This is a genomic window from Pseudomonas fjordensis (assembly GCF_976987115.1).
In genome coordinates this window covers 3869670-3896655 of the sequence record NZ_OZ336860.1, presented here as the reverse complement: position 1 = coordinate 3896655, position 26986 = coordinate 3869670, and the positions used below count along the sequence as shown (strand labels likewise).

40 protein-coding genes are annotated in these 26986 nt (G+C 58.8%); 35 read left to right on the top strand and 5 right to left on the bottom strand.

The features are described from left to right. Positions 1-9 precede the first annotated feature (9 nt). From ACWHXD_RS17445 to ACWHXD_RS17410, 8 genes are read left to right on the top strand one after another with little or no spacing between them, the layout of a single operon-like run. Entirely contained in the window at positions 10-876 is an 867-nt protein-coding gene (locus tag ACWHXD_RS17445; protein ID WP_499084349.1) for a BRO-N domain-containing protein, read from the top strand. Further along, entirely contained in the window at positions 876-1670 is a 795-nt protein-coding gene (locus ACWHXD_RS17440; RefSeq protein WP_499084347.1) for an LvrA C-terminal domain-related protein, read from the top strand. Before ACWHXD_RS17445 ends, ACWHXD_RS17440 begins: the two co-directional genes overlap by 1 nt. Then, on the top strand, positions 1667-2380 hold the full coding sequence (locus ACWHXD_RS17435) for a replication protein P (protein WP_499084346.1): 714 nt from the start codon (positions 1667-1669) through the stop codon (positions 2378-2380). Before ACWHXD_RS17440 ends, ACWHXD_RS17435 begins: the two co-directional genes overlap by 4 nt. Then, positions 2377-2820 carry a hypothetical protein gene (locus ACWHXD_RS17430; RefSeq protein WP_499084344.1) on the top strand — a complete coding sequence of 148 codons (444 nt, stop codon included), beginning with the start codon at positions 2377-2379 and terminating at the stop codon, positions 2818-2820. Before ACWHXD_RS17435 ends, ACWHXD_RS17430 begins: the two co-directional genes overlap by 4 nt. Further along, entirely contained in the window at positions 2817-3293 is a 477-nt protein-coding gene (locus ACWHXD_RS17425; protein WP_499084341.1) for a hypothetical protein, read from the top strand. The genes ACWHXD_RS17430 and ACWHXD_RS17425 overlap by 4 nt, the downstream gene beginning before the upstream one ends. After that, positions 3290-3805, top strand: a complete 516-nt coding sequence (locus ACWHXD_RS17420) for a hypothetical protein (protein ID WP_499084339.1) — start codon at positions 3290-3292, stop codon at positions 3803-3805. Before ACWHXD_RS17425 ends, ACWHXD_RS17420 begins: the two co-directional genes overlap by 4 nt. Next, positions 3802-4437 (top strand): recombination protein NinG, encoded by a 636-nt coding sequence (locus ACWHXD_RS17415; RefSeq protein ID WP_499084337.1) that lies wholly within the window; start codon positions 3802-3804, stop codon positions 4435-4437. The genes ACWHXD_RS17420 and ACWHXD_RS17415 overlap by 4 nt, the downstream gene beginning before the upstream one ends. Beyond that, positions 4434-5111 (top strand): bacteriophage antitermination protein Q, encoded by a 678-nt coding sequence (locus ACWHXD_RS17410; RefSeq protein ID WP_499084335.1) that lies wholly within the window; start codon positions 4434-4436, stop codon positions 5109-5111. Before ACWHXD_RS17415 ends, ACWHXD_RS17410 begins: the two co-directional genes overlap by 4 nt. Positions 5112-5214: 103 nt before the next feature. On the opposite strand, the gene ACWHXD_RS17405 is transcribed toward ACWHXD_RS17410, so the two are convergent. Next, on the bottom strand, positions 5215-5823 hold the full coding sequence (locus ACWHXD_RS17405) for a hypothetical protein (protein ID WP_499084333.1): 609 nt from the start codon (positions 5821-5823) through the stop codon (positions 5215-5217). Positions 5824-6057: 234 nt separating this feature from the next. Here ACWHXD_RS17405 and ACWHXD_RS17400 point away from each other — a divergent pair, with 234 nt between their 5' ends. Both ACWHXD_RS17400 and ACWHXD_RS17395 read left to right on the top strand, forming a co-directional pair. Continuing rightward, a complete protein-coding gene (locus tag ACWHXD_RS17400) occupies positions 6058-6387 on the top strand; it encodes a hypothetical protein (RefSeq protein WP_028616733.1) in 330 nt (109 codons plus the stop codon). Further along, positions 6384-6728 carry a hypothetical protein gene (locus tag ACWHXD_RS17395; RefSeq protein WP_499084332.1) on the top strand — a complete coding sequence of 115 codons (345 nt, stop codon included), beginning with the start codon at positions 6384-6386 and terminating at the stop codon, positions 6726-6728. The genes ACWHXD_RS17400 and ACWHXD_RS17395 overlap by 4 nt, the downstream gene beginning before the upstream one ends. Before the next feature lie 63 nt (positions 6729-6791). On the opposite strand, the gene ACWHXD_RS17390 is transcribed toward ACWHXD_RS17395, so the two are convergent. Both ACWHXD_RS17390 and ACWHXD_RS17385 read right to left on the bottom strand, forming a co-directional pair. After that, complete coding sequence (locus ACWHXD_RS17390; protein ID WP_330208852.1) at positions 6792-7280, bottom strand: DUF6530 family protein; 489 nt, start codon at positions 7278-7280, stop codon at positions 6792-6794. Positions 7281-7597: 317 nt separating this feature from the next. After that, complete coding sequence (locus ACWHXD_RS17385; RefSeq protein ID WP_212551604.1) at positions 7598-7795, bottom strand: hypothetical protein; 198 nt, start codon at positions 7793-7795, stop codon at positions 7598-7600. Between the two features lie 75 nt (positions 7796-7870). Between ACWHXD_RS17385 and ACWHXD_RS17380 the strand changes: the two genes are divergently transcribed. The 21 genes from ACWHXD_RS17380 (at position 7871) to ACWHXD_RS17280 (ending at position 23871) form a co-directional block, all read left to right on the top strand. After that, positions 7871-8494, top strand: coding sequence for a putative metallopeptidase (locus ACWHXD_RS17380; protein ID WP_499084329.1), 624 nt, complete (start codon positions 7871-7873; stop codon positions 8492-8494). A gap of 31 nt (positions 8495-8525) precedes the next feature. After that, positions 8526-9002 (top strand): DUF2280 domain-containing protein, encoded by a 477-nt coding sequence (locus ACWHXD_RS17375; protein WP_499084328.1) that lies wholly within the window; start codon positions 8526-8528, stop codon positions 9000-9002. Further along, positions 8977-10296, top strand: a complete 1320-nt coding sequence (locus tag ACWHXD_RS17370) for a phage terminase large subunit family protein (protein WP_499084327.1) — start codon at positions 8977-8979, stop codon at positions 10294-10296. The genes ACWHXD_RS17375 and ACWHXD_RS17370 overlap by 26 nt, the downstream gene beginning before the upstream one ends. After that, positions 10296-11756, top strand: a complete 1461-nt coding sequence (locus ACWHXD_RS17365) for a DUF4055 domain-containing protein (RefSeq protein WP_499084324.1) — start codon at positions 10296-10298, stop codon at positions 11754-11756. Before ACWHXD_RS17370 ends, ACWHXD_RS17365 begins: the two co-directional genes overlap by 1 nt. Then, positions 11674-12786, top strand: coding sequence for a minor capsid protein (locus ACWHXD_RS17360; RefSeq protein ID WP_499084323.1), 1113 nt, complete (start codon positions 11674-11676; stop codon positions 12784-12786). The genes ACWHXD_RS17365 and ACWHXD_RS17360 overlap by 83 nt, the downstream gene beginning before the upstream one ends. 8 nt (positions 12787-12794) lie before the next feature. Then, a complete protein-coding gene (locus ACWHXD_RS17355; protein ID WP_499084322.1) occupies positions 12795-13280 on the top strand; it encodes a DnaT-like ssDNA-binding protein in 486 nt (161 codons plus the stop codon). Between the two features lie 84 nt (positions 13281-13364). Beyond that, a complete protein-coding gene (locus ACWHXD_RS17350) occupies positions 13365-14102 on the top strand; it encodes a hypothetical protein (protein WP_499084321.1) in 738 nt (245 codons plus the stop codon). A gap of 3 nt (positions 14103-14105) precedes the next feature. Further along, complete coding sequence (locus tag ACWHXD_RS17345; RefSeq protein WP_057024398.1) at positions 14106-15083, top strand: major capsid protein; 978 nt, start codon at positions 14106-14108, stop codon at positions 15081-15083. 56 nt (positions 15084-15139) lie between these two features. Further along, positions 15140-15445, top strand: coding sequence for a HeH/LEM domain-containing protein (locus ACWHXD_RS17340; protein ID WP_236325965.1), 306 nt, complete (start codon positions 15140-15142; stop codon positions 15443-15445). A 10-nt stretch (positions 15446-15455) separates the two neighbouring features. Continuing rightward, entirely contained in the window at positions 15456-15833 is a 378-nt protein-coding gene (locus ACWHXD_RS17335; protein ID WP_499084318.1) for a hypothetical protein, read from the top strand. Between the two features lie 2 nt (positions 15834-15835). Further along, entirely contained in the window at positions 15836-16228 is a 393-nt protein-coding gene (locus ACWHXD_RS17330; RefSeq protein WP_499084317.1) for a hypothetical protein, read from the top strand. A 1-nt stretch (position 16229) separates the two neighbouring features. Beyond that, positions 16230-16814 (top strand): hypothetical protein, encoded by a 585-nt coding sequence (locus tag ACWHXD_RS17325; protein ID WP_499084315.1) that lies wholly within the window; start codon positions 16230-16232, stop codon positions 16812-16814. After that, positions 16811-17227, top strand: a complete 417-nt coding sequence (locus tag ACWHXD_RS17320; RefSeq protein WP_499084313.1) for a phage tail terminator-like protein — start codon at positions 16811-16813, stop codon at positions 17225-17227. The genes ACWHXD_RS17325 and ACWHXD_RS17320 overlap by 4 nt, the downstream gene beginning before the upstream one ends. 73 nt (positions 17228-17300) lie before the next feature. After that, complete coding sequence (locus tag ACWHXD_RS17315; protein ID WP_499084312.1) at positions 17301-17957, top strand: phage tail protein; 657 nt, start codon at positions 17301-17303, stop codon at positions 17955-17957. Between the two features lie 2 nt (positions 17958-17959). After that, positions 17960-18340, top strand: coding sequence for a phage tail assembly chaperone (locus ACWHXD_RS17310; RefSeq protein WP_499084310.1), 381 nt, complete (start codon positions 17960-17962; stop codon positions 18338-18340). A 17-nt stretch (positions 18341-18357) separates the two neighbouring features. Next, positions 18358-18660 (top strand): DUF1799 domain-containing protein, encoded by a 303-nt coding sequence (locus ACWHXD_RS17305; protein ID WP_012724063.1) that lies wholly within the window; start codon positions 18358-18360, stop codon positions 18658-18660. Positions 18661-18687: 27 nt separating this feature from the next. After that, positions 18688-21729, top strand: coding sequence for a phage tail tape measure protein (locus tag ACWHXD_RS17300; protein WP_499084307.1), 3042 nt, complete (start codon positions 18688-18690; stop codon positions 21727-21729). Continuing rightward, positions 21729-22067: a phage tail protein gene (locus ACWHXD_RS17295; RefSeq protein ID WP_499084306.1), complete on the top strand. Its 339-nt coding sequence runs from the start codon at positions 21729-21731 to the stop codon at positions 22065-22067. The genes ACWHXD_RS17300 and ACWHXD_RS17295 overlap by 1 nt, the downstream gene beginning before the upstream one ends. Before the next feature lie 9 nt (positions 22068-22076). Further along, entirely contained in the window at positions 22077-22829 is a 753-nt protein-coding gene (locus tag ACWHXD_RS17290) for a phage minor tail protein L (protein ID WP_186558756.1), read from the top strand. 2 nt (positions 22830-22831) lie between these two features. Beyond that, positions 22832-23650 (top strand): C40 family peptidase, encoded by an 819-nt coding sequence (locus ACWHXD_RS17285; RefSeq protein WP_499084304.1) that lies wholly within the window; start codon positions 22832-22834, stop codon positions 23648-23650. Next, complete coding sequence (locus tag ACWHXD_RS17280; RefSeq protein WP_499084302.1) at positions 23623-23871, top strand: hypothetical protein; 249 nt, start codon at positions 23623-23625, stop codon at positions 23869-23871. Before ACWHXD_RS17285 ends, ACWHXD_RS17280 begins: the two co-directional genes overlap by 28 nt. A gap of 3 nt (positions 23872-23874) precedes the next feature. Here ACWHXD_RS17280 and ACWHXD_RS17275 read toward each other — a convergent pair whose 3' ends face one another. Together ACWHXD_RS17275 and ACWHXD_RS17270 are read right to left on the bottom strand one after the other, a co-directional pair. Next, positions 23875-24087, bottom strand: a complete 213-nt coding sequence (locus ACWHXD_RS17275; RefSeq protein ID WP_499084301.1) for a hypothetical protein — start codon at positions 24085-24087, stop codon at positions 23875-23877. 86 nt (positions 24088-24173) lie between these two features. Further along, the gene (locus ACWHXD_RS17270) at positions 24174-24470 is read right to left on the bottom strand and encodes a hypothetical protein (RefSeq protein WP_338508727.1); all 297 of its coding nucleotides are present in this window, start codon (positions 24468-24470) and stop codon (positions 24174-24176) included. A gap of 220 nt (positions 24471-24690) precedes the next feature. Here ACWHXD_RS17270 and ACWHXD_RS17265 point away from each other — a divergent pair, with 220 nt between their 5' ends. From ACWHXD_RS17265 to ACWHXD_RS17250, 4 genes are all read left to right on the top strand, one after another. Next, positions 24691-25449, top strand: a complete 759-nt coding sequence (locus tag ACWHXD_RS17265; protein ID WP_499084299.1) for a hypothetical protein — start codon at positions 24691-24693, stop codon at positions 25447-25449. 72 nt (positions 25450-25521) lie between these two features. Continuing rightward, positions 25522-25866 carry a hypothetical protein gene (locus tag ACWHXD_RS17260; protein WP_122300171.1) on the top strand — a complete coding sequence of 115 codons (345 nt, stop codon included), beginning with the start codon at positions 25522-25524 and terminating at the stop codon, positions 25864-25866. Between the two features lie 54 nt (positions 25867-25920). Then, positions 25921-26508, top strand: a complete 588-nt coding sequence (locus ACWHXD_RS17255) for a tail assembly protein (RefSeq protein WP_122300174.1) — start codon at positions 25921-25923, stop codon at positions 26506-26508. A 67-nt stretch (positions 26509-26575) separates the two neighbouring features. Continuing rightward, positions 26576-26977: a hypothetical protein gene (locus ACWHXD_RS17250; RefSeq protein ID WP_060765031.1), complete on the top strand. Its 402-nt coding sequence runs from the start codon at positions 26576-26578 to the stop codon at positions 26975-26977. Positions 26978-26986: the final 9 nt, after the last annotated feature.

Genomic DNA, 26986 nt, shown 5'->3' with positions numbered 1-26986 from the left:
GAGGTAATCATGAATACACAAACGAATCTCGTCAATACCCCTATCAATCACGCGCCACGTTTTTCGCAATCAGATAACGTGGCGCGGATTAAGCCTGTGACTCCTTTCGACTTCCACGGCTTCCCTGTCCGCGTAATTGACGACGGCCACGGCGAGCCCTGGTTCATCGCCAAGGACATCGCTGAAGCCCTCGGCTACTCGAATACGTCAAAGGCGATCAATGTTCACTGCAAAGCGGTAAGTACCTGCCATACCGAAATGGGAGGTCAGGTCCGTGCAGTCCAAATCATCCCTGAACGCGATCTGTACCGCCTAGTGATGAAGTCCAAGCTTCCGGCTGCTGAGCAGTTTGAAGAGTGGGTGGTGGGCCAGGTCCTGCCGACCATTCGAAAGACCGGTTCTTACACCGCCCAGGTGACGAACAACTCCAAGGTCATTGGCGAGCTGGCAATCCTTGAGTGCTTCGATCGCCTACTGAAGCCTGCACCCTCCAGCAAAATGATGATGCTTGCGCAGATCGCCGCCAACAACGGCCTGGATGCCAAGTTCCTCCCAGGCTATGCCGTTGACGCCGCCCCTGATGCCACTGGCGGCTCTTCGATGCCTACCAAGGCAATCACCGCCCTGATCAAAGATCACGCCATCGCCAGCACCGCTCGCGCCTTCAACCTTGCACTTGAGGCCCACGGCTTCCTCAAGGTCCTGCAGCGCAAAAACTCCAAGCAGGAAGTGGTGGACTTCTGGTCCGTGACCGAGAAGGGCATGGCCTACGGCAAGAACCTCACCAGCCCTCAATGCCCCCGCGAGACGCAGCCTCACTGGTACTTGGATCGCTTCCTTGAATTGGCCGGCCTTGTCGGCAAAGGATCCAAGTAATGGCCGGAGATTGGATCAAAATGCGCATCGACCTTCAGACGCATCCGAAAGTTTTCCGCATGGTGTCCGCATTGAAAGCGGACAGGTTGCGGATCATTGGCGGACTGCACATCGCTTGGAGCATCTTCGACACCCATTGTGATGATGGTGTGCTGGTGGGCTACACCGTCGACGCGATGGATGCGGTGGTGGGCTGGCCAGGCTTTACCCAGGCCATGATTGACGTGGAATGGGCGGGTATCCAAGACGACGGAAGCCTCGTAATGCCTCGCTTTGAAGAGCATAACGGGGCCAGCGCTAAGCGCCGCGCCAACGATAACGAGCGAAAGCGCAACGACAGAAAGGCAAAGAATGTCCGCAACGTGTCCGCTAGTGATGCGGACAAATTGCGGACCAGAGAAGAGAAGAGAAGAGAAGATAAAGAACAAAAGCCTTATGGCGATGATGAGGTCGATCACGCTGAGTTGTTCGCGCAGTTCTGGGCCCTGTATCCACGCAAGGTGGGCAAGGAGGCTGCACGCAAGGCGTGGGACAAGATCAAGCCGACCAACCAGCTTTTCGATTCATTGGTTCAGGCCCTGGGCGCGCAGTGCCTCACGACAGACTGGCTCAAGGATGACGGCCGGTTCATCCCACACCCATCGACGTGGATCAACGGCAAGCGCTGGGAAGACGAAGTGCCAGATCCGGCGCCGGCCGGTAGCAATGTCCACCAGTTCCCGCCGAGGCCTCAGTTTGGCGAGCCGGACTTCAACAGCAACGCGTGGGCTGACGCCCTCGTGGTCCGCCCATGAAGCCGGTCAACCTGATCATGGCGACGATGGGCAACCTACCCGCTGAAAGCCATGTCCAGCCGCTCGACATCACGCCGCAAACTGTCGAAGTGGTGAACGATCTGTTTCGACGGCTGCGTGGGATTTTTCCTGCATGGCGCCAGGCATGGCCGTCCACTGAAGCGCTCGACGCAGCCAAGGCCGAATGGATCAAGGAGTTCGCTGATGAGGGCATTCGCACCCTCGAGCAGATCGAGTTCGGCATCCAGAAGTGCCGCAAGCTCAAGAAACCGTTCGCACCGAGCGTGGGCGAGTTCATCGCCATGTGCGTGCCGGGCCCTGAAGACTTCGGCATGCCTTCGGTCGCTGGGGCATGGATGGAAGCTCTGATGGAGACCTACAGCCACGAAGGCGTGAAGGTCGCGGCCATCGCCACAGGCTTGTTCGACCTGCGCACCGCCAAGCAGGAAGACAAGGGGCTTCGCGCCCGCTTCGACCGCAACTACGAAATCATCCTTCGCCGCGCTCAGGCAGGGCAACAACTCGACGGCCGAATCGCCACCGGCATAGGTCATGACAGCCAAAAAACCGAACTGGAGCAGGCCGAGGAGTTCGCCAGCCGGCGCCAGGCACGCCTGCTCGACATACAGGGCATCCCTGCCACGGGTGCCGGAGCGCGCGCGCAGTTGATGGCCAGGTTCGGCAAGAAGACAACGGAGCAACGGACATGAGCATCGACAAACAGAAACTGCAAAAGCTGCTGTGGGCCGAGGCTGCATCTTTCCGTGCCGACTGCGCCGACTGGAAGCGCAACACAGAGGCGCTCCAAGACTTCCTGGGGGAGAAGACCGTTGAGGAAGTGGCGCTGGAGCTGCTGGAAGAGAACGAGTTGGCCCGCATGCGTATCAAGGAATTGGATCTGCTGTTTGGTCGATACATCCTCGCCATGCGCTCAGCCCTCATCGAGGAAGAACATGGCAAAGGCCCGGCCGCCGCAATGGAGTGGATTTACAACTCGCTGGCTGGTCCGGGTGAGCTGCCCCCAGAAGGCGAGACGGACAGCCAGGCCTACTTCGATCGGGAGATTGTCGCGGTGGATGATGGAATGCAGGGGATTATGGCGTTCCACGAATCCCGCCGCACCGCTGTGGGCAAGGGAGGGCAGCCATGAGCCCGATCATCACTCACCAAATGCAACCGTGCCCGTACAGCTGCGTGTCGACCTGCCTGGCAATGATCGTTGGGCGTCCGGCGAAGGAAGTCATCGAAGAGATGCACCAGCCTTATCACGATGGCGATCTGACGTTGCGGCAGATGCTGGAGCGCCTGGGCGTTGAATACACGGCTTTCTTCAGCTTGGACTGCCCGCCGCTGGCCGATGAGGGTGTGTACCTGTGCACGTCACCGTCGCTCAACATCGAGGGTGGCAATCACCAGATCCTGATCGAGGTCACCGACGAGAACTACGTCGTCCTTGACCCGGTTCAAGGGCGCGAGGATTGCAAGTACTACGTGGCGCGCGGGAGGGGGGAGGGGATTCCGTTGGCGATTGACCTCGGCGGCTTCATCGTCGACGCATTCATCTCGCGCGCCCATCTTTTGGAGCAGCGTTCCTGCCCAGAGCTTGCGGAGATTGCAGCATGACCAGGCCTGCCAAACCTCGCCCAATGCCCGTGTACCTGGTGCTGCGCCGCCTGGTAGATCCCGCCACCGGCAAGGAGGTGGCAGCGTTCGTGCCGTCCTCCGACGCAGACCGGTCGATCCTCCGCGAGCGTGACTTCCGGATCAACACGAAAATCCGCGCCGACCTCAAGCAGCCGCGCAACCCAAGGTTCAATGGATTGGTCCACGGCCTGGGCCGGGTGCTGAGCCAGAACATCGATCGGTTCTCCGGAAAGCAGTCCCACGATGCGATCAAGGCCCTGCAGCTGGAGTCGGGCGTTTACTGCGATGAGGAGTTGTTCGACATCCCTGGCCTGGGCCAGCTCACCCGCAAGACACCCCGCAGCCTTTCCTACGACTCGATGGGGGAGGAGACATTCCAAGACTTTTGGCGCCAGTGCTGCGCGTACCTGGTGCTGCATGACTGGCCGACGCTCACGGAAGAGCGTCTGACCGAAATGGCAGAGTTCGAAGCATTCAAGGAGGCCGCATGAGGCGCACCCCAATACAACGCAAAACCCCGCTCACGTCCGGTAGGCCACGCCGCAAACGCTGCCCTGAGTGCCGAGTGATGTTCACGCCTGCCCGCGGCTCGCAGGCGGTGTGCGGCGAGATCGAGTGCGCCATCTCCTACGGCAAGTCAGAGAAGGGCCAGGCGAGCGCCAAGAAGGCCCTGGCGGATGTTGGTCGCCGCGACATCAAGGTCCGCAAGGAGAAGCTGAAGAGTAGGGCGGACCACCTGCGCGAAGCTCAGGCCGCGGTGAACCAGTATGTGCGCCTACGTGACGCGCACCTGCCTTGCATCAGCTGCGACTCGACGCCGAACGACAACGACCTCATGACCGGCAGCCGCTGGGACGCGGGACATTACCGTTCCGTCGGCGCCTGCCCGGAGCTGCGCTTCGAGCCGCTGAACATCCACCGGCAGTGTGTGAAGTGCAACCGCAACCTTTCCGGCAACGCAGTGGAGTACCGCATTCGCCTGGTGCAGCGCATCGGCGCGGAGAAGGTCGCCTGGCTGGAAGGCCTGCACCCGGCCTGCAAGTACACAGTAGATGAGATCAAGGCCATCAAGGCCAAGTACCGGGCAATGACCAAAGAACTGAAACAAGGGGAAGCCGCATGAAGCTGATCAACGCAAGGCAGGTGTGGACCGAGGCTCAGCACGAATCGAATGCGTCGATCAGTGCCGTGGCCATCGACAAAGCGCAATCGGCACCGACCAAGAAAGGGCAGCGCATGCGCCGCGCCGAGGCCGTATTCGCTGCGCTGGGGGATGACAAGGAAGAGCGCATTCAGGTGGTGCGCCAGAAGATCAGCATCAGCGAGACGCGCCGGACGCCTCTTGGACGGTCCACCGCCCGCGCCGCTCACCTCGCGACCATCGGCAAAGTGTTACGCGCCATCGACACGCTGCCTTTCCAGGTTCAGCAGTTCGGCCACTATCTCTACCATCCAGCGATGAACATGAAGCACCTGTTGAACGCGGTGCTGCTGATTACCGCCAAAGCGGCGCTGCCTGACCTGACTTCGGCCAAGCGCGTTAAGGCGCAGTACCTGGTTACCCTGGCCCTACAATCGTACAAGGGAGAGGTCGCCGGATCGGCGGAGTGGGGGCCGGCCCGTGTTGCCGCTGAGATGCTGACATTCTTTGGCGTCACCATCGATCCGAAGAACTGGACGCGTGACTGGCTCGACCTGTGGGAATCCCTGAAAGAAGTGATCAAGGAAGTGGATATTCAGGCTCAACAACCACTATGGCAGGTGATCCACTCGGAAAAAGAACAAGAGGCGGCATAATAATATTGACATGACGGGGTTTGGCGCGTACTTTTCCCATAGTGCACAAGTAACGCGAAACGCACACGAAACCCTGAACCCGGCCAAGCGCCGGGTTTTTTATTCACAGAATGCCCAGATGAAACTTCAGTTGCGCGAACACGGGCGATACGCCGAGCTCCTCAACCGCCTGCTGTGGGCTTCCTCGCTCGTCTATCGCATCACCTAATTCACCCATCCATTCGGAAAAAGCGCACACGATAATTGCAGAGGTTAGGTGAATTCTTACTTTTCCTGATTGCTTGAAATAGTCGGCGTGACCGGTTCCTAGCTCCTCTAACTTGCGAGCGAACTGAAGACGCCAGTGCGCTTCATGACTTACGCATTCCTGAGCTAGTAATGGGTCGCCGATCCGCGCTTTCGTATCCTTAAATTCCTCTATCAATCGTGCAGCCGTTAGCCAATTGAGGCGACTCTTGGGTGGGATGTTCCATTTTGAGTCGCCTCCCATGAGCGCCATGAAAGATCTTTCGAGGGTCATGATTGCGTGGTCAAAAAGGCGGGTATTCTCACGCTGTGCTTCAGTGCTTTTCTGTTCGATGGAATGGAGCAGATCGTTTTGCTTGATGGCTTTATAAGCGGCCCGGGCGCTTATCGCACTGGTTATGGCGGAAATCGCAGCGGCGATTGCTGCCCCTGAGTTGATTAGAATTCCCCATCCAATTTCGTTCATTTTTCATCCTTAAAAGATTGGTAGTCGCTCAGCGTGCTTGAACTCCGAAGTTAGTGTCAACTTCCTACCGTGCCTCGGCTATAGCCCGCGGGCGCACTGAAAGATCAGTGACTCATTCATGGCCTCGACATTGATCGGGGCCTTTTCGTTTTCGGCCCCGCCACACCCTTCGCTCTAAGCAGGGAGTGCCGCCGGGGCTGACCTATTTCAAACATGCCCCACGGAGTCGAGCGCATGGATCTATTGCATCGCCTGCTCGACAGAATCGAGTGGGTTATCGCGGGCCTCATTGGGGCCATCGTCGCCAGTTGGTGGCACAAGGAAGACCTGACCGACTGGCGCGCCTGGGGCAAGTTTCTTTTCACCGGCATTGTCTGCGCCCTTTACCTGACCGGTATGGTGAGCGCCTACCTGAATGTCACCGAGCCGAGCATCGTGGCCGGGATTGGTTTTCTCCTGGGCACCTTCGGCGGCTCGCTTCTGCTGGCAATCAACCGAGCCATCAAAGCCGCCGACCTTTGGGCGCTCATTCGCCAGCGGTTCGGGGGAGGCAATCCACCATGAATCTTGAACTGATCAACTCCATCGCCTGCGGCCTTATTGCGCTGTGGGCAGCCTGGTGCGTACTGAGCGGTAAGGTGAGGGACGGCATCCTCGGGAAGCTGATTTACTCGGCCATCGCCATTAGCGGCTTCGTCGTTATGGCGCGAAGCCAAAACATCTTCTTCGGCCCGACCAGTGCCGGCTTGACGTTGCATGTGTCCCTGGCCCTCGCCGGAGCCCGGCATGTCTTCATGGTCACGTACTGGCAGCGGGTGAAGGTGTGGCTGTGCCGGACCCTGAACTGCGAGCACTGCCTGCACTGTGACAAGGCTCCCGGCGGTGTCGAGCGCCGGGGTAAGTAATCCGCGCCACGTTTTCGAATGCGCCAAATCGTGGCGCGAGGCTGATTGAGCTACAGAAGCGTCTTAAAACTTTCCTTGAGTTTTGAGTCTGCTTAGAAGCTGGTAGAGCGTGTCAAAGCGTGCCTTCAGGTCGTCTTCGTACTTTTCCACGAAGTTATCAAAGCGGTCTTGCTCACTGGAGGTCACAGACTCTTGCTTAACCAGAAAGCCGTTCTTCTGATCAACGAAAAGGTTGCGTTCTATTTCCACGCTTTGGTTTTCTCGGTCCAATAAAACCTTGGCTAAAAAAAGCGTTGAATCAATGACTCGGTGGAGTGGTAACTCCTCTGATTGGGGAGACCATTGTTTGTCATGGCGCATAATTTTCAGAGAGAGATCTGTGTCACCCCACTGAGACAAACCAACGGAGAGGTATTTTGCATCAGTATTTTTTTTGTGCATGCCATCGAAGTGCCAATAGGGCATCGCGTATACGGGCTTGTGCGCAAGGCTATGTGACAGCGGGGGTTTGACCTTGTATTCAGTCTTGGCGTCGAACTCTTGAATGGGCATGCAGTGCTGGTCCTTTGCGTGTTTTACGTGAGCTTCTGAGACGTGAGAATTGAGCAGCCTACAACCAAGTGACCAGGACGTTAGTGAAGCGCATTCGCGCGAGAGATTCCTTGATCGTGTGCGTCCCTACGATCTGACCACCTTTTTCGCCAAGCTTCAGCTCCATCAGTAGCTCATGAGCATCTATGCGCTCAGGGGATTCTCCGTGCACTGTCTGCGGGGAATTCATGTACTCGTAGGTCAGTTCGTATTTATGCATCGTTCTTCTATACCAGTTGCGGAGTGGGTGTGCCGCAGGTGAGTACGGCACGGGTGGGTCATTTGACTTTAACTGCTTCCTGAATTTGATCGGCATACTGGGATAGGCGATTCATTTCACCTTCAAGATCTGCCCCTTCTGTACTAACGCGAGCAACAATCAAGTCGATTGCCGCTTCAACCGCTACAAGTCGTTTTCCTTCCGCACCCGATTGGGCGTATGCCGTTGCGCGGAAGGTATTGTTGAGCTCTGCCATTTTTCATTCCTTGTAATGAGGAGGGGGATCCACCAATACCGGCAACGAGCCACTATTTCAAGCTCAAGGTGATCCATGGACAGACCATACCCTCCATCCGTCCTGCTTGAGCTGTCTGATCTTTCCGACTTCGCTATCCGCCTCACTCCAGCGCCAGAGGTGTGGGAGTGGGCCCAGATCGAGATCCTTGCCGACACCGGCAGCATTCACAACGAAGACCATGCACACCTACTGGATGCAGACATCCGGATCATGTGGGCATCGTCGAGCTTCGAGAAGCAGGGCAGGACAGTCTTGGGGCAGGCCGAGCAAGTAGCGTTCCGCGCCGGCGGCTGGCAGAAGGCCCGGATGGAGCAACAGATGCGTGATTGGTTCGGCGATGTGCCGGCATTCATCATCACCTTGGCTGCCGACTACTGCGCCCAGTGCAGCGACCTCGAGTTCTGCGCGCTCCTGGAACACGAGCTGTATCACCTGGCTCACGCGACCGACAAGTATGGTCAACCAGCATTCACCCAAGACGGTGCACCGAAGATCAAGCTGCAGGGCCACGACGTTGAAGAGTTCGTCGGTGTCGTCCGCCGCTACGGCGCAAGCCCTGACGTTCAAGCGTTGGTGGATGCAGCAAACAGTCCTGCTGAGGTGGGGAAATTGAACATATCGAGGGCCTGCGGAACCTGTCTGCTGAGATCGGCCTGATTCTTGACAGGCTCTAGACGGATGAGAATTTATGGCAGCCCTGAAAAATGAGGTGAAGAGCTTCATCGTTCAGGCGCTGGCGTGCTTTGACACCCCATCCCAGGTGGTGGAAGCCGTCAAGAACGAATACGGGGTTGTGGTGAGCCGCCAGCAGGTGGAGACGCACGACCCAACCAAGTCCGCGGGCAAGGGGCTGGCGGTGAAGTGGGTGACGCTTTTCCACGACACCAGGAAGCGGTTCCGAGAAGAGACCGCAGAGATCCCGATTGCCAGCCGCGCGTTCCGGCTTCGTGGCCTGGGGCGAATGGCTGAGAAGGCCGAGAACATGCGCAACCTGGCGCTCACCGCTCAGTTGTACGAGCAGGCCGCCAAAGAGGTGGGCGACGTCTACGTGAACCGCCGCCTTGAACCTGAAAAGCCTTTGGGCTCCCACGCTGACCAGCAGCACGCAGTTGCTGAGTACACCCTGGAGCCTGATGAGAATGTCCCCGCTACCCCGTACCTTTGACCCGCCGGTGAAGCTAACGCCGAAGCAGGCGAACATTTACTGCTGGGGTTTCCAGCCTGAGGCCCGTTTCCGCGATGCGGTTTGTGGTCGCCGGTTCGGCAAGACGTTCCTGGGTAAGGCGGAGATGCGTCGTGCTGCCCGCTTGGCTGCGGAGTGGGGCGTAAGCGTCGAGGATGAAATTTGGTACGGCGCACCGACCTTCAAGCAGGCCAAGCGAGTGTTCTGGCGCCGGCTGAAGCAAGCGATCCCCGAGGCATGGCGTGCGCACCGCCCTAATGAGACGGAATGCTCGATCACGCTCAAGTCCGGCCACGTCATGCGCGTGGTGGGGCTCGACAACTACGACAACCTGCGGGGCTCTGGTCTGTTCTTCGTCCTGGTGGATGAATGGGCGGACTGTCCGTGGGAGGCATGGGAAGAGGTCCTGCGCCCGATGCTCTCGACCTGCCAATACTCGATACCGGGCATCGGCATGCGAAAAGGTGGCCACGCATTGCGCATCGGCACGCCTAAGGGCTTCAACCATTGCTACGACACGTTCCTCGATGGTCGGCCAGGCCATGAGCCCGACCACAAGAGTTGGCTCTACACCTCCCTCGACGGCGGCAACGTTCCGGCTGAAGAGCTGGAAGCTGCCCGCCGCAAGATGGACCCTCGGACCTTCCGGCAAGAGTACGAAGCCAGCTTTGAGAACTACCAGGGGGTCGTCTACTACACGTTCAATCGTGAGGCGAACCGAACCAGCGAGACGATCAAGCGCGGTGAGGCGCTGCACATCGGCATGGACTTCAACGTCATGAAGATGGCCGCCGTGGTGCATGTCATCCGTGACGATCTGCCATTGGCCCTCAGCGAGTTCTCCGAGGTGCGCGACACACCGGAGATGATCGAGAAGATCAAGCTCCGCTTCCCCGATCACAGCATTGCTATCTACCCGGACGCCAGCGGCCAGAACACAAGCAGCAAGAGCGCGAGCGAGTCTGATCTGTCACTGCTCAGGAAGGCCGGTTTCACCGTAGTGGTGGATTCGACCAACCCAGCGGTGAAGGACCGGGTCAACGCCATGTGCGCGATGTTCGCCAACACGTACGGCGAGCACCGGTACCGGGTCAACGTCGATCAATGCCCGAAATACACGCAGTGCCTGGAACGGCAGATCTACACAGACAAGGGTGAGCCCGACAAGAAGGCCGGTTATGACCACCTGGTGGACGCCCCCGGCTACTTCATTGCCAAGCGGTACCCGATCAAAACACCCACAGGCGGAACACGCCGAATTGGAGGCTTGGCCTGATGCCAGTGCAATCGACAAACCCCGACTACGACGCGCACATCGCCGAGTGGGAGATGATGGACGACGCGCTCGAGGGCGAGTGCGCCGTAAAGAGCAATGAGCGCAACCTGCCTAAGCCGAGCGGCATGGTCGAAGCCGAAAAGCTGGATAGCGCGGGTAACAAGTACCTCTACGAGAACTACACGAACCGGGCCCAGTACGAGCACTGGGTGCGCGACTCGCTGCGGTCGATGATGGGGTTAGTCTCGCGACTGATCCCGGAGATCGAGCTGCCCACCGGCCTGAAGGGGCTGGTGGACAACGCCACCTCTGACGGCTTCGGCCTGAAGCAGTTGTTCTTTCGTATGGTGCGCCAGGCGATCTCCCACGGCCGGGTGCCGCTGGTTGTGAACATCGACGAAAGCGGCGAGCCGTACTTCTCGACGTACGCCACCCGCAACGCCATCAACTGGGACACTGCGGATCAAGGCGGCCGGCAGGACCTGGTCCTTTCAGTGTTCCGCGAGTTCCGCAAGAAGGGCGGCGACCGATACAGCCATGACTGCGACACGGTGTTCCGTGAGTTCTTCATGCAAGGCAACGTCTGCTACACGTCGGTGCGCAACGAAGGCGGTGAGCTGGTCGAAGACGAGAAGCCCCTGGGCACTACCGGCACAGACAATCGTTTGGTCAAAGGCCTGTCGTACTTGCCGGTGATCTACTGCGGTTCGACCGACAACTCGCCAGAAGTGGACGAGGTGCCGCTGCTGACCATGGCGCGGGCCGCGCTGAAGTCCTACCAGTTGAGCGCTGACTACTTCACCTCACTGCACCAGACCAGCCACCCGCAGCCATGGGTTTCTGGCCTGGATGAGGCGGTGGAGCTGAGCGTTACCGGCCCATCGGCGGCATGGGATCTTGGGCCTTCCGGTTCCTGCGGCTACCTGGAGTTCCAGGGCGCCGGCATCGAAGCCGTGCGCAAGGCCATGGATGACCAGAAGAACGCAGCGCTTGAGGCTGGCGCCAAGGTCATGGACGTCGGCGGTACCGAGTCAGGCGAGGCGCGGAAGACGCGCCAGAACGACCAGCACGCCACGCTGCACAGCATCGTCATCACAGTGGCCGAGGCGGTGGAGCAGGGGCTGCGTTACGCCGCCGAGTGGAAGGGATACGACCCTAAGCAGGTCAAGTTCAAGGTGAACCCTGAGTTCGTGACCCCGGTGGTCGACGCCCAGGTGCTCGCCGAGCTGCTGAAAGGCGTGATGGCCGGCACGATCAGCGCCGACACCTACTGGCAGTACCTCACCACCGGCAAGCTGCCGGAGCGCCCATACGAAGACGAGGCCGAACTGATCAGCGATGAGCGCGAGTCGGCCGGCATCAACCTGGACAAAGACGATGCCATCGACAAACCTGGTGCAGGCCGACAGCCAACTGCTGGAGCAGACGACCCGGCATTCGGTAATGCTGGAGCGGCTTAAGGCTGGCGAAGTCAAGAAGTTCGAAAAGTACCTGCGCCAGATCGATACGCTGGTGCGGGAGCAGTTGACTCGCAAGGAGCTGACCACCTACAGCCGTGACCGCCTTGAGCAGTTCCTGGCCCGGGTGGACGGCAAACTGCTGGACATCTACAAGGCCTATGGCGAAGTGGTCCAGGCCGATCTGGTCGATATCGCGCTGTATGAGTCGGCCTTCGAGGCCAACAGCCTTAGCAATGCGCTGTCCATCGATGCAGTGGTGCCCAGTAACACGGTGATCCGGGCGGCGGTGTTCTCGTACCCGCTGCAGGTGAAAGGCATCGACGGCGGGAAGCTGCTGAAGAGCTTTGTCAGCGGCTGGACGCGGACCGAGACGATGCGCGTCACTAACACTATCCGGCTCGGCTTTGGCCAAGGCCAGACCAATGCACAGATCATCCAGGCGATTCGCGGCACCGCTGCACAGAACTTCACGGATGGCGTCTTGGCGGTGAGCAACCGCAACGCTGCGGCCGTGGTGCAGACGGCAATTCAGCATGTGGCCACGACGGCGCGGATGGAGACGCTGAAGGCCAACAGTGACGTGGTGCTGGGCTATCGCTGGGTGTCGACGCTCGATCGCAAGACCTCGCAGCAATGCAAGGGCCTGGATGGGATGCGTTTCGACCTGGGCAAAGGTCCGCTGCCACCGGCGCACATCAACTGCCGGTCAACCACGGTGCCGACCACCAGGCTTTCGGAGATGTTCGCTAAGGACGCCACACGCGCCTCGGTGGGCGATAACGGTGGGGCCCAGGTCGACGCAGGCCTGAATTATTACGAGTGGCTGGCAACGCAGCCGGCGAGTTTTCAGGATCATGCCCTTGGTCCGGTCCGGGGCAAGTTGTTCCGCGATGGCGGGCTGACGCCGGAGAAGTTCGCCAAGCTACAGCTCGACAAGTCGTTCAAACCGCTGACCCTGGCGCAGCTGAAGGAGGCCGAACCTGACATGTTCATCCGAGCAGGCGTTACACTCGGCGCTCCACCAGGTTGAGATAATCGATGCAGATCATCGTTGAGGACGGAAAGGGCAGGCCAGACGCGAATAGCTTCGTGCCGCTGGAGAAGCTGACCTTCTACCGCGACTACTACGGATTTCGAATACCTGAAGCTGAGGCTGAACAGGTCGAACTGCTGTTGCGCGCTGCGGCCGACATCAATGGTCGCCGGTGGAAAGGGCACAAGGCCAGTCTTGAACAGGCAATGGTCTGGCCCCGGCGTGACTGCAAAATCGAATACCAAACGCTTTCCGAGACATTCGTGCCCTTTGAGCTTGAATGGGGCCAGGTACGGCTGGCCGTCGAGTTATACGCTGTCGAACAGGGCTTCCAGATTGAGGAGCCGACGCATTGCACTGAACCCAATGGCCGGCGCACGCGGCTCAACCGCGATACGCCAGGCTTTCGCATGCGGCCGCCGCCATACGCGCCGAGCAGGACGCAGTTCGCCGATTACCTGGTCATGCGCGGGCTCTCGATAGTCCGATAAAACACAGAATTCACACCAAACCGCCCAATGGGCGGTTTTTTATTGCCTGCAAAGCGGGCCGACCAAACCCAAGGGGTGCACCAAGTGGCAGACGAAAACCAGATTGATCTCGAAGACCCGGCAGTTCAGGCCGCCATTGCTGCAGCCGTTGAGGCTGCAACCCTGGGCCTCAAGAACAAAAACACCGAGCTGCTTGGCTCCCTCCGGACCACCAAAACCGAGCTGGACGGCTTCAAGTCCCAGTTCGAAGGGCTGGACATCGCCGCCGTGAAAGGGCTGCTGACCAAGGTTGGACAGGATGAAGAGACCAAGCTGATTGCCGAGGGCAAGCTGGACGAGGTCATCACCCGCCGTACCGAGCGCCTGCGCACCGATTACGAAACCAAGCTGGCCACCGAGAAGGCCCGCGCCGACAAGGCCCAGGAATTCGCTGCCAAGTACAGCGACAAGGTGCTGGCCGATTCCATCCGCGCCGCTGCCATCAAGGCCGGCGCGCTCCCCGAGGCCGCCGAGGACATCATCCTGCGCGCCCGGGGCACTTTCAAACTCAGTGAGGACGGCGAGGCGATTGCCACCGACCGTGACGGCGAGGTCGTTTACGGGAAGGACGGGAAAACTCCGCTGTCGCCGCTCGAATGGGCGGAATCTCTGCGTGAAACAGCAACACACCTGTGGCCAAGGGCTCAGGGTGCCGGGCAGACCGGCGACAACGGTGGCAAGGCCACGAAAAAGTGGGGTGAGTACACGGAAACCGAGCGCGCCGCGATCGCCCGTGACAACCCTGAGCTCTTCAAGAAAATCCAGGCCACCAAAGGAACCTAATCCATGGCAACTACCCAACTGACCGACATCTTCGTCGGTGACTACTACGCCTCCCTGGCGCCGGTTAATAGCCCGGAAAAGACCGCTGTATACGAGTCGGGCATCGTGACTCGCTCCCCTGTGCTGGACGCGATCGCCTCCGGCAGCCAGGGCACCGCCGAGATCAGCTACTGGCAGGATCTCAACGCCGATGAAGCGCCGAACATCAGCAACGACGACCCGAACGACCAGGGCGAAGTCGGCAAAGTCACCCAGGACAGCATGCGTGCCCGAGTCCTGTACCTCAACAAAGGTTACGGCGTGGCTGACCTGACGGCTGAACTGGCCAACAGCGAGCCTCAGCAGCAGATCCGCAACCGTTTCGGCACCTACTGGACCCGCCAGTGGCAGCGTTACACCCTGGGCGCGGCTCGCGGCATCATCGCCTCGAACATCGCGAACAACGGTGGTGACATGGTCATCGACGCCGGTGCGACCATCAGTGCGAATGCTTTCCAGGATGCAGCGTTTACCGCCGGCGATGCCGCTGACCAGTTCGGCGCGATCGGCGTGCACTCGGTGGTGATGAACCAGATGGTCAAGCAGGACCTCATCGAGTACCTGCGTGACTCTGACGGCAAGATCATCCTGGCCACCTACCTCGGCAAGCCAGTGTTCATGGACGATGCTCTGGTGTACGGCGCAGGCAAGTACCTTTCCGTGTTCTTCGGCCAGGGCGCTTTCGGTTACGGCGAAGGCACGCCGAAGGTGCCGGTAGAGCTGGAACGCAAGCCTGGCGGCGGTAACGGTGGTGGTGCCGAAGTGCTGTGGGAGCGGAAGACCTACATTCTCCAGCCCGCAGGCTTCAGCTGGAAAGGCTCCGAGGCTCAGAACCTCAGCCCAACCGCGACTCAGTACGCAGCTGCTGCAAACTGGCAGCGCGTGTTCAGCCGCAAGCAAGTTCCCTTCGCTGCTGTCATCAGCGGTACCACCACGCCGTAATCCGGCCCACACAACCTGGCGTCTTTATCGGCGCCGGGGAGCTTTTGAGGTGACTCATGAAAGTGATCTACACGGACAAGCCGGGCAAAGAGCGCGGCGTGTGCTACCGCCTGCTGAGCGAATTCTTCGGTGTCATCGGCTCCGCTACCGAGGTGGTGGTCGATGGCGATGCCCCGGACATCTACGACGCCTACCAAGCGGCCGGCATCAAGGTGTCTGACGGCAAGGAGCCGGAGAGCAAAGAAACCGACCCTCTGAAAATGAAGGTCCCCGAGCTGAAAGAATGGCTGACCGAGAAGGGCATTGCCTTCGATCCGTCCGCCAAGAAAGAAGACCTGCAGGCCCTGGTGCCAGCGGAATAAGGACAAGCACATGACCGATTACATCACCGTCGCCGATGTTGACGCCCAGCTCGGTCCCAACTGGGCCGGCACCGGTGATCCGGTCCTTGCTGTGACCATGGCCAATGCCTGGCTCACGGCCAAGATTAAGCGGGTTGTTCCCGATCCGGTCCCGGCCGAGATCAAAGCAGCCGGCGCCCAGGTTGCCAAAGAGGCAGCGGCTGACAAGCTGTACACAGCAACGCAGAAGGAAGTGCAGAGCAAGACGGTATCGGCTCAGTCCGGTACGTCCGTGAGCAAGACCTACGTGGCGGGCTCTACCGATCAGTCGGCGGGCGTCAACTTCGCCCTGGCCCTGCTGGAGCCTTGGATCAAGCGCTCCGGCGTGATGATGCTGAAAAGGATCTGATCATGGGCATGCGCGAACAGATCCAGGCCGAACTGGCTGAAGCGTTCGACGACCCCGATGGCCTGGCCGACGCAGTCAAACAGGTGACAGGCGTGCGCAAGGTTGCAGGCGAGTATGACCCTGACTTGGGCGGCGAAACGGCCGAGTCCACCGTCACGTACGTGGGCCGCGGCGTTCTGGGCAGCTACCTGTCGAAGGAAATCGACGGTTCCCTCATCCACACCACCGACAAAAAGCTGCTGGTGCTGCAAAACGAACTGTTCGTGTCTGAGGCCGGTGTGCCGACAGCAGTACCGGCTGCCCCGGCCATTGGCGATATCGTCAACGGGCTGCGGGTGATGAACGTGTCTGCGGACCCCGCTGATGCAACGTGGACGGCGCAACTGAGGAAATGACATGGCGACCCAATCCGGCAGCTTTGCCCTGAGCCTGGCCGAGTTCGCCGCGCAGACCAGCGAAGCCATCGATGCCAGTGTGCGCGAGATCATCATCGAGGTCGGCAGCAGCCTGATCCGGATGTCTCCCGTGGGTAACCCGGAGATATGGGCACAGAACGCTGTGGCGACGCAGTACAACAAGGCCGTCGACGATCACAACAGCGCGCTGCGCAGTGCCCCGGCGAACCTCACGAAGGGCGGGCGGCTGAAGAAGGGTCGCAAGCTAAACGACGGCATTGACATCAAGGCGCCTGAAGGCTATGTCGGCGGCCGGTTCCGGGCGAACTGGCACATATCGCTTGGCGTGGTCGAGAGCGTCACCTTTGAAGAGGTTGACCCCAGCGGGGCTGAGACGACCGCGGCGCTGGTCGCAGCAATGAGCGACTTCACCGCCGGCCAGATGGCCTACATCATCAACAACTTGCCCTATGCGATCCCGCTAGAGTTCGGCCATTCCACCCAGGCCCCCGGCGGCATGGTTCGGGTCACCGTGGCTCGCTTTCAGCAGATAGTGCTGGAGGCCATCAGGAACAACCAGGTATGAGTCACGCAATTATCGCTTCGATCTACGAGGCCAAGCTAATCGCCTGGAACGCTGCCAGGCCGGAGAAGCTGAAGATCGTGTTCGAGAACACGGCCTACACGCCGGTGGCAGGCGAGACGTATCTGCGTGCTTTCACGATTCCGGGCGATACCGCGAGCAACACGCTTGGCGGCGATCACCGGCTGTTCACCGGAGTGTTCCAGGTCAGCATCATCGCGCCGGCCGGTACCGGCAAGGCCAAAACGAATCCAATCGCAACAGAACTGACAGATCTGTTCCCGCTATATGGCAGGGACACGAAGGGCGCGGTCACCGTGGTGACGATGTCGCCACTTGACCCAGGGCCTGGCATTACAGGCGATTCGACCTACACCGTCCCGATCTCGTTCTTGTACCGAGCCGACACCAACTGATCCCGCCCATTGGGCAAACCCAGAGACCCGCCATTGAGCGGGTTTTTTCACATCTGCAAAGAGGAAATACCCCATGGGCTACAAACTCCCGAACGGCGGCACCTTCCAGCACGCCGCAACCTACGCGACCGCACTGGCGTTCACTGCCATCAGCAACGCCGCTGAGGCCGTTGCTACTGTTGTCGGCGGCACCATCGCTGCCGGCGATATTGTTCTGCTCACTTCCGGCTGGAGCAAGCTGGATAGCAAGGTGGTGCGCGTAAAGGCAGCCACGGCAACGGCGATTACCCTGGAAGGCATCGACACTACCGACACGCAGGTCTATCCGGTCGCGGGCGGCTCCGGCACGATGCGCAAGGTGCTGACCTGGGTGCAGATCCCGCAAATCTCCGACGTGGCATTCTCCGGCGGCGAACAGAACTACCTGGATGTGGTGTTCCTCGAGGATGACCAGGGGAAGCAGATCCCCACCGACAAATCGGCAGCAAGTATGGTGCTCACCATCGCCGATGACCCGGCCCAGGCGTTCAACGGGGTACTGCTGAAGGCGGACGCTGGCACGCAGATCGAGGCGGCGCGCCTGAACCTGCCCGGTAACGACACCCTGCTGTACGGCACCTACACGTCGTTCTCCAAACAGCCGGCAGTGTCCCGTAACAACCTGCTGACCCGTACCATCAGCCTAGCGCTGCAGGCTGAGCCGACCCGCTACCTGACTGCGGTGGTGTAACCATGGCAAAGATCCGGATTGCGCAGAGCGCCACGTTCACCGCACCCGTGCTGATTCCAATCGTCGGCAGCGCGCCTGAGAAGGTTGAGTTCACCTTCAAGTACCGGGATCGCGCCGAGCTTGCCGCTCTATTCGATGAGTGGAACGAGAAGCGGAAGACGGCGCAGGCAGCATTGGGGGATAAGCCTTCTTGGTCGGAAATTGTGGCCGTGGATACCGAGCAACAAACCCAGCAGATCAAGGATCTGGTAGTGGGCTGGGGCTTCGATGACGAATACAACGAAGACAACATCGTCGCGTTCGTGAAGTCCTGCCAGGGTGCCGCCGAGGCTGTCGTTAAGGCCCATGAGGGCGCATACAGCCAGGCTCGCCTGGGAAACTGATCGAGGCTGCGCGTGCGATGTACTCGCCGAGCGTGCCTGATGCGATTATCGGCATGTTCGGCCTTGCCCCTGGCGACCTGGTTGAAGAAGTGGAGGTCTGGCCCTGCAACTGGCCAGCCTTCCTCCTGTTTAACCGAATGTCCACTCAGTGGCGAGCAGGCGCTGGCGGCGCGATCGGTCTCGACTATAGCTGCATCCGCGACGTGGCCGGCTTCCTCGGCATCAAGAAAAAGAAACTCGCTGAAATCTTCCCTGATCTTCAGGTGCTGGAAGGCGAAGCCCTTCGCGTTATGGCGGAGGAAAGGGAAAACAGCCCGTAACCACGGGCACTTATTCAAGGTGAGTCGATGAACATTGCAGAACTCGGCGTCAAGATCGACTCGGCCGATGCAATCCAGGCTAAAACGAACCTGGATGAGATGGCGAAGGCCGGCGGCCGTGCCGAGCAGTCCGCCGTTTCGCTGATGAACGAAATGCAGACCCTGGAGAAGTCGCTATCCACCAGCGCCAAAACCACACATGACCTGGCGAAGCAGCGTGACGCGCTCGCCAAGCTGACCAAGACCGGCGCCTATGGCGAGGCCGAGGCCGCGAAGATCTCGGCTCAGCTGGATAAGCAACAGATCGCCCTGGCCAAGTCTGCGATGGACGAGCAGAAGGCGCTGAACAGCCTGCTGGGGGCAATTGATCCGGCTCGTGCTGCACTGGCAAAGCTGGATACCCAGATCGAGCAACTAGGGAAGCATCTGGACGAAGGACGGATTAGCCAGGAAGAGTACAACTCTGCTCTGGGTAAAATTGACAAGGATTACGCCAAGCTCGAAAAGACCACAACCGGCTTCGACAAGCTGCGCCTCGGTACCCGCCAGGCACAGGAAAACGTTGTTCAGCTCGGTAACGCGCTGTCTTCGGGGGACTGGGGGAGCGGCGTTCGCGCCGTGGCTCAGCTGGGTGCTGGCGCTGGTGCAGGGGCCGCTGGACTCCTTGCCATACTGGCTCCGCTTGCCCTAGCCACTGCCGCTGTGGGCGGCCTGGCGTACGCTTATCACAAAGGCAGCGAAGAACAGGACAGCTACAACAAGTCGCTGATCCTCACTGGAAACTATGCCGGTATCAGTGCTGGACAACTGGGCGACCTGGCGCGTCAGGTTAGTGCGACAGTCGGTACCACAGGCCAGGCCGCCGCGGTCCTCGCTATGCTGGCGGACAACGGCAAGATCGCTGGTCATAGCTTCGCGGGCATTACCCTGGCCGCTGTGTCGATGCAAGAGGCTACCGGCAAGGCTGTAAGCGAGACGGTCTCCGAGTTCACCAAACTGGCCGACGACCCGGTAAAAGCATCTGCCGCGCTCAATGAGCAGTATCACTACCTGACCGCTTCGGTTTACTCGCAAATTGCAGCGCTGGAGCAACAAGGCAACCACGCCGGCGCCGTGAAGCTGGCAACTGAGACTTACGCCGACGCTATCAACGAGCGTACGCCGAAAATTTTGGAGAACTTAAGCTTCTGGGAGAAGGGATACAACGCTGTTGCTCGCGCTGCTGACAACCTCAAGAACGTCGGTCGACCGGACATTGGTGCAGACATAGAGCAGGCCCGCCGCGACCTGGCCGATGCTCAGAAGGGCAATATCGGCCTTTTCCAAAACCAGAAAGAGATGATCGAAGTTCGGCAAAATCGCCTGAACATGCTGGAGGATGAGAAGGCGGCCCAGGCCGATATCGCCAAGTGGGAGGGTGAGCAGGCCAAGGCTCAGGGTGATGCCGTATCGTCAATGACGAAAATTGACGCCTTGACCAAGTCTGCGTGGACAAATGAGCAAAAGCGCACGGAGGCGATCAAGGAGTACAAGCGGCAACTCGAAAACATCCGAAAGGTTGCGCCGAACGACCCGCGATTGAACCAAGCAGCGATCGACAAGAACCTGGCGAATATCAATGAGCAGTTCAAGGACCCGAGAGCGCCTGGCACTCAGGTAGATCTGACCGGCTTCAATGGCGCGAAGAACAATCTGGCTTCTATTGCCGCCGACTACAAAAACTACCAGAAGGAACTGGATGCGGCGCAAAAGGCCGGGCTGATATCTGAGGCTGACTACCTTCTGCGGCGCCAAGCCCTGATCGGCAACGAGCGTGACCAGGTGACGGCAGCCTATGAAGCCGAGATCAGCGCGTTAGAAGCTGCCAAGGGCAAGAAGACCACGACCGCAGCGCAAGGCATCCAGCTGGACCAGAAGATAGCTGACGCACGCGCAGGTATGGTCAAGGCGCAGAAGCATGCTGACAGCCAACTTGAAGTGCTGGCGACCAATGAGAGCGGGCGGCTTGCCAAGCAGGGGCGGGCGATCAGCTCGTACGTGCAGGCACTGGGGCAACAACAGCGGGCCCTGGAACTTGCTGGCCAGCGTGCGGTGCTCGGCGTTGGTCAGGGTGACCGGCAGAACGCGCTCAATGGTGAACTGAACAGCCAGCAAGACCGGTTTGCTCAGCAGTCGCTGGAGCTGGCCAATCAGAAGTCGGACCCGTCGCGGAACATGTCGGAGGAAGAGTTCAAACGGAAGTCGCAGGCGCTCGCCGACGCGAACAAGGCCGCTACCGACCAGATCCGGCAGAACTACGCGGATGTGGAGGCAGCCCAGGGCGACTGGACGAAGGGTGCTACCTCGGCCTGGGCCAACTACCTGGATTCCGCACAAAACATCGCAGGGCAGACCAAAAGCCTGTTCGGCAATGCGTTCAGCTCTATGGAGGACTCAATCGTCAACTTCGCTATGACTGGGAAACTCTCGTTTGCAGACTTCACCAAGTCAATTCTGGCGGACATGGCGCGCATTGCTACTCGGCAAGCAGCCTCTGGGCTTCTCGGCTCACTTGTAGGGCTCGGTATATCTGCCGCTGGCTCGTACTTTGGCGGCGGGGCTACCACGTCAGCAGGCTCGACAGCGGCAGGGTACAGCCCTGATGTATTGGCGGGTTGGTCTGGCGTTACCCAGGCCAATGGCGGCGCTTGGTCGGGCGGCGTACAGATGTTCGCCGATGGCGGCGCCTTCACCAACTCCATAGTTAGCAAGCCCACGGCGTTCGGCATGGCCAACGGCAAAACCGGTGTAATGGGTGAGGCCGGGGAAGAGGCGATCATGCCGCTGACCCGGACGTCGAGCGGCAAGCTGGGCGTAATGGCAATGGGAGGTGGCGGTGCCGGTTCAACGCAGATCAACGTCGAAGTGCACATCGACGGTGACGGCAACGCATCGTCCACCGCTGACGCGCCTGGCTACGACTTGTTCGGCAAGGAGCTGGCGACCTTCGTAGAGCAGAAGTATCAAGAACTGCGCTCGAAGGACATGCGCCAGGGCGGCGTCATCAACAAAGCAATAAAGGGGCGCTGATGGCTATCGAACGATTCACCTGGGCGACGGAGAAGGGCGCGGAGGGCGATATTGCCCAGCGCGTCCGCTCCAAGAAATTCGGCGACGGTTACGAGCAGTCGGTCGAGGATGGGATCAACAACCGGACGCAATCCTGGCCGGTGACCTTCACTGGCTTGAAGCCGCGCATCAAAGACATCATGGCGTTCCTGGATCGGCACAAAGGGGCGCGGGGTTTCCTATGGGGGCCGCCCCTGGGTGATCTTGGACTCTACAAGTGCAACGGCTACAAGCCAGTGCACCGCGGCGGCCAGGTCTACGCCATCACCGCCACCTTCGAACAAACCTTTCATCCCTGAGACCCACCCATGGCATTGATCACGGACATCCAGAAACTGGAGCCCGGCGGCGAGATTCGCCTGTTCGAAATTGACGGAACCGAGTACGGAGCCGATTACCTCCGCTTCCACGGTCACGCCATCCCGCACACGCCAGAGGAATTGCTGGCGTATGAAGGCTCGGAAGAGGATCTGCCCGCCAAATCGATTATCTGGCAGGGCCAGGAGTACGCAGCCTGGCCGGTGCAGATAGAAGGCATAAGCTCCAGCAGCGACGGCACGGCCTCTCGACCGACATTCGCCGCCGGCAATATCAATGGCCGAGTGACTGCCCTGTGCCTGGCCTTCGAGGACCTGCTGAAGTTCAAGCTGACGGTGCGCGAGACGCTGGCGCAGTACCTGGATGCTGCGAACTTCCCCGACGGTAACCCAACTGCAGATCCGACTCAGGAGGCGCTGGAGATCTGGTATATCGACCAGAAAACCAGTGAGGACGGCGAGGCGGTGGTGTGGGAACTGTCTTCCCCGGGCGAGATCGACAACCACGGCCTACCCGGCCGGCAGATGACGACTTTCTGCCATTGGGCAATGACCAACGGTTACCGTGGCCCAGACTGCGGATACACCGGCGCCGCCATGTTCGACGACGAGGACAATCCCACGGATGACCCGTCGCTTGACCAGTGCAAGGGCTGTCTGTCGTCCTGCAAGCTGCGCTTCGGCGAGAACAACGAACTTTCCTTCGGTGGATTCCCTGCCGTTTCCCTCATAGCCCGGAGCTGATCATGCGCAAGCACATCATTGCGGCGATCCAGGCGCACGCGGAGGGGGAATATCCGCGCGAGTGCTGCGGCCTGCTGCTGGCCATCGGACGAGCACAGAAGTATTTCCCATGCCGGAACATCGCCACGGAGCCGAACGAAGAGTTCCGGCTCGACCACGAGGACTACGCCGCGGCGGAAGATCTGGGCGAAGTGATCGGCATCGTTCACTCGCATCCGGACGCGACCAGTCGGCCGTCACCGCACGACCTGGCCATGTGCGAAGCCACGGCCTTGCCCTGGCACATTCTGAGTTGGCCCGAGGGCGACCTGCGCACGATCATGCCAACCGGCAGTACGCCGCTGCTCAGACGCCCGTTCGTGCACGGCGCATGGGATTGCTGGCAGGTCTGCGCAGATTGGTATCAGCGCGAGTGGGGTCTTCAGTTTGAAGCCTTCCAGCGTATCGATGGGTGGTGGGAACGCTCGGAAAACGCCAGTCTCTACGAAGAGCAATACGAGGGTGCTGGCTTCGTGCGCGTAGACAGTCCTCAGCGCGGCGACATGATCGTTATGCAGGTCGGGCGCACGGTTCACCCGAACCATGCCGGGATTTACCTGGGTACCGATCCGGCGTTACCAGAGGAAGAGTCGGGCGCCTTCGGGCCTGGCCCCTTCTTGCTGCACCACCTGTACGGCAGGCCGTCCGAGATCATCGTCTACGGCGGACCATGGCATGACCGAACGCGCCTGATCCTCAGGCACAAAGACGCAAAAACAACCAACATGACGCGGCAGAGCCGCAAGGGTGAGCTATGCAAGCCAGCCAGCGCTACACACTGAATATTCGAGATTTATTTATCAGCTCAAGCGAGGGCCTTTGCGGCGCCGAGGTGGTTGTCGCCATTCTAGACGGCGATACCGAAGTCGACCGATTGAGCTTCAAGGGCAAAGTTGGGCCGGGTGGTGATGGATATAGTCGAAGCTATAGCGGAAAGCCTGACCTGAAAGCTGCTGTAGTCGCCGGAGTTGGCCGGATCACGTTCACAGAGATCCGGCCGTAATTCTCACCCGCGAGGCTCCTCCTCAACTATGAACTCATCAGAGCCGGGCAGATGAGTGACGTAGGCCGCATAGTATCCGTCGCCAAGTGTTAATGCCTTGGCTTGTGCCGCATCTTTGCTCGGAAATGCTCCAGCAAAGCTTACAGGGTTCTTCTGAACCACTGCCCAACTGAAGAACCATCCTTCCTTGCGTGGATCTTTTTGTTGATCGCTCACATTGACCTCCAGGTCACAAACGCGCCGATATTGGCGCTATCCCAGTCCTTGGGCTTGCGGGCGTAGGACTGCGAAATCCTTGATATTCAAATTGAAATCATTGATGCAAGCGCCAAGATATCCTTCAGTCGCTCGGGAGTGGCGTCCGACTTATTGGCGGGGAGATCCTGTGCTAGCGCCACGGTAAGCGCGTGTAGCCAAGCTCTAGAGTTTTGAGAGACTGGCTTATCTGTTGGCAAATGCTCATCGGCGATATCCCACTTTTGCGCTGGCCAGTCGATAAGCGAGGCAACGAGGCCGTCTCTCAGATCTTGAAACTGCGAATAGCTGCCGTTTGGCATCTGGCTAAGGGCTGCTTTTAATTTCGTCAGGCGATGCGGCATTACCACTCCTTGTCGATTCGCAACGGCACAACGCTACTACGCCAAGCCCTGGCCCAGCTACTGGCATTCCATCCACGCTGGATGCCTGGCCAGGATTTAGTGTCAAATTGACATCTCAAGGGTGGTGCCACAAAATCAACTACGAATCGCCATCTGCGCTCTGCGCCTTTTTTGGTAGAAGTGCTTAAATCCAAATTTCAAAACTAAGGATAGTTGTAAAATGGTTGACGCAGTAGCCAGTATAGTGACTACCTCATCTAATATTGCTACAAGTGAAGCAGTTAGTGCAGTCCAATTTCTCACAAATTCGCTAGGCGATGCCGACAGTTTTAACAAAGTGTGGGGCGTGCTGATAGCTGCATCAGCCGCGATTATTGCTGCGGCACTTGGTTCATTTGCAACAGCTATGGTTCAGCTTGTTAGCGCAAATCAACAAAGGAAACATGAAAAAAGAGTCGCGGATGAAGAGTCTTTAGAAAATTCGAGAATTGCACAAAATAAGCTTTTAATGACAGATGCGACATCGCAGCGGAAAGCCAGCGCAAAAGTTGCGCAAATGCGGCAGGTTTGGATTAATGAATTACGCACGGATACTGCGGCTTATATGGCGCTCTGGCAAGATATAGCCTATCGGTGGGAAGCGATTATTTCTGACCCTCGGAATAGAGCAATTAGTTCAATAACTGTAGAGGCATTGAATGAGCCTATTGCCAACATGCGAAGGAATGCGCACGAATTAGAAATGAGAATTATGTTGCGGCTGAACAAAGATGAAGAAAAGCATAAGGAGCTGGTAGTATTAATGAGCGATCTGGAAACTACTGTGGGCCTGTTTAGCAGAGATCGAAGTAACGAGCCTGGGAATATTATTAGAGTGAAAGTATATAAGGTGTTGCAGTCGCTTATTGACAAGCAGCAAGAAATATTGAAGGACGAATGGAAGGTTGTTAAAAAGGAGTTAGGGGTCATTCCTAACTAGCTGGGTGAAGGTGTATTTTTGGTGCTTGGCTATTCTAGTGCTACAGTCCCGCCAAACCAACGAGGGAACGACATGCGGATTTTGATAGCGGCGGCAGCGGTGGTGATGCTGGCGGGGTGCACAACGCCTGCCGACTTGAAAGGAGGCAAGGCAACTATCAGCGCCACGTCGAGCAAGGCGCCAAAGCAGTACTCCCTTTGCGTTATGCCCAAATGGCAAGATGCGCGTTCGGGTGCAACCATGACCGAAACAGAGAACGGATACAGGCTCATCGTGGCCACCGATTCGACAGCTGAAGAGCTTCTAGAGGTCAACCGATCTGCTAGCGGTAGCACCGTCGCACTGTATCAGCGTCTGTCCTGGGCTCCAGGATATGGGCGAGCATCCATTGAGAAGGCTGTTCGCGACTGCCTTTAACGAACAATTACATCAAGCCGCCTACGGGCGGTTTTTTTACGTCTGGAGTTTCTAATGGCCGCTCTCGCAATGGAATATCAGCCACTCACTACCGTCCTGCTTTTTGGCCAGCTACGTCAGTTTGGCAGGTCCTTCAAATTGTCAGTTAGAACGCCGGCTGAGGCTATCAAGGCGCTCTGCGTTCAGATTCCTGGCTTCGAGCGCTTTTTGTCGAATGCGAAGTCGAGGGGTATTGAGTTCGCTGTTTTCAGGGGAAAGAAGAATATCGGTGCTGGGGAGCTCAGCTATAGCGGTGAGGGTGAGATCCGAATTGCCCCAGTCATAACAGGGAGCAAGCGAGGTGGGATTCTTCAAACGATTGTTGGCGTGGTGCTGCTGGCTATCTCCTACGTGTTCCCGGTCACCGCGCCTTATCTCGCGCCGGCAGGCATCGGCCTTGTCGCCGGCGGGGTAATCCAAATGCTCAGCCCCCAGGCTGGAGGACTCAAGACCAGCGCCGCGCCCGAGAACACTCCCGGCTACGCATTCGGCAGCGCCAAGAACACCACGGCGTCGGGCAACCCGGTTCCGCTGTGCTACGGCAAGCGCCGTGTCGGCGGGGCAATCATCAGTGCTGCCATATATGCCGAAGACCAGATGTAATAGGCGTTCGGCTTGTAACGGTTATCTTTAATGTTAAAGTCGCGCAAATTTTTTGCGAGGGAACGTTATGCGGGGTTTGATCGGAGCGTTGCTTCTTGTGGCTATCGGAGGGTGCTCCACATCACCAATATCTGCCGATATTGCAGACCCAGTGCCGTCTACAAGGATGTATGCGTTTAAGGAGAAGGGAGCGGCTCAGTTGGTGGTGACTAGAGACTCTGGCATCTACGGATCTGAGGTTCGTTTTATTTTGCATATTGATGGAAAGCCTTCCGCTGAGTTTCACCCCGGAGAGGTCGCCAGGTTTGGGTTGGCCCCTGGTAAGCATATTCTTGGTGTTTCGAAATACATGCTTTTCGGTACTTCAAGAATCATCGAATCAGAAATAGATGTGAAGCCGGGAGATCTGGTCCGCCGAAGAATTTCTCAGCACGGCAGTAGTTTTTCCTTTACCCCGACCGCTTACTAATCACCATTT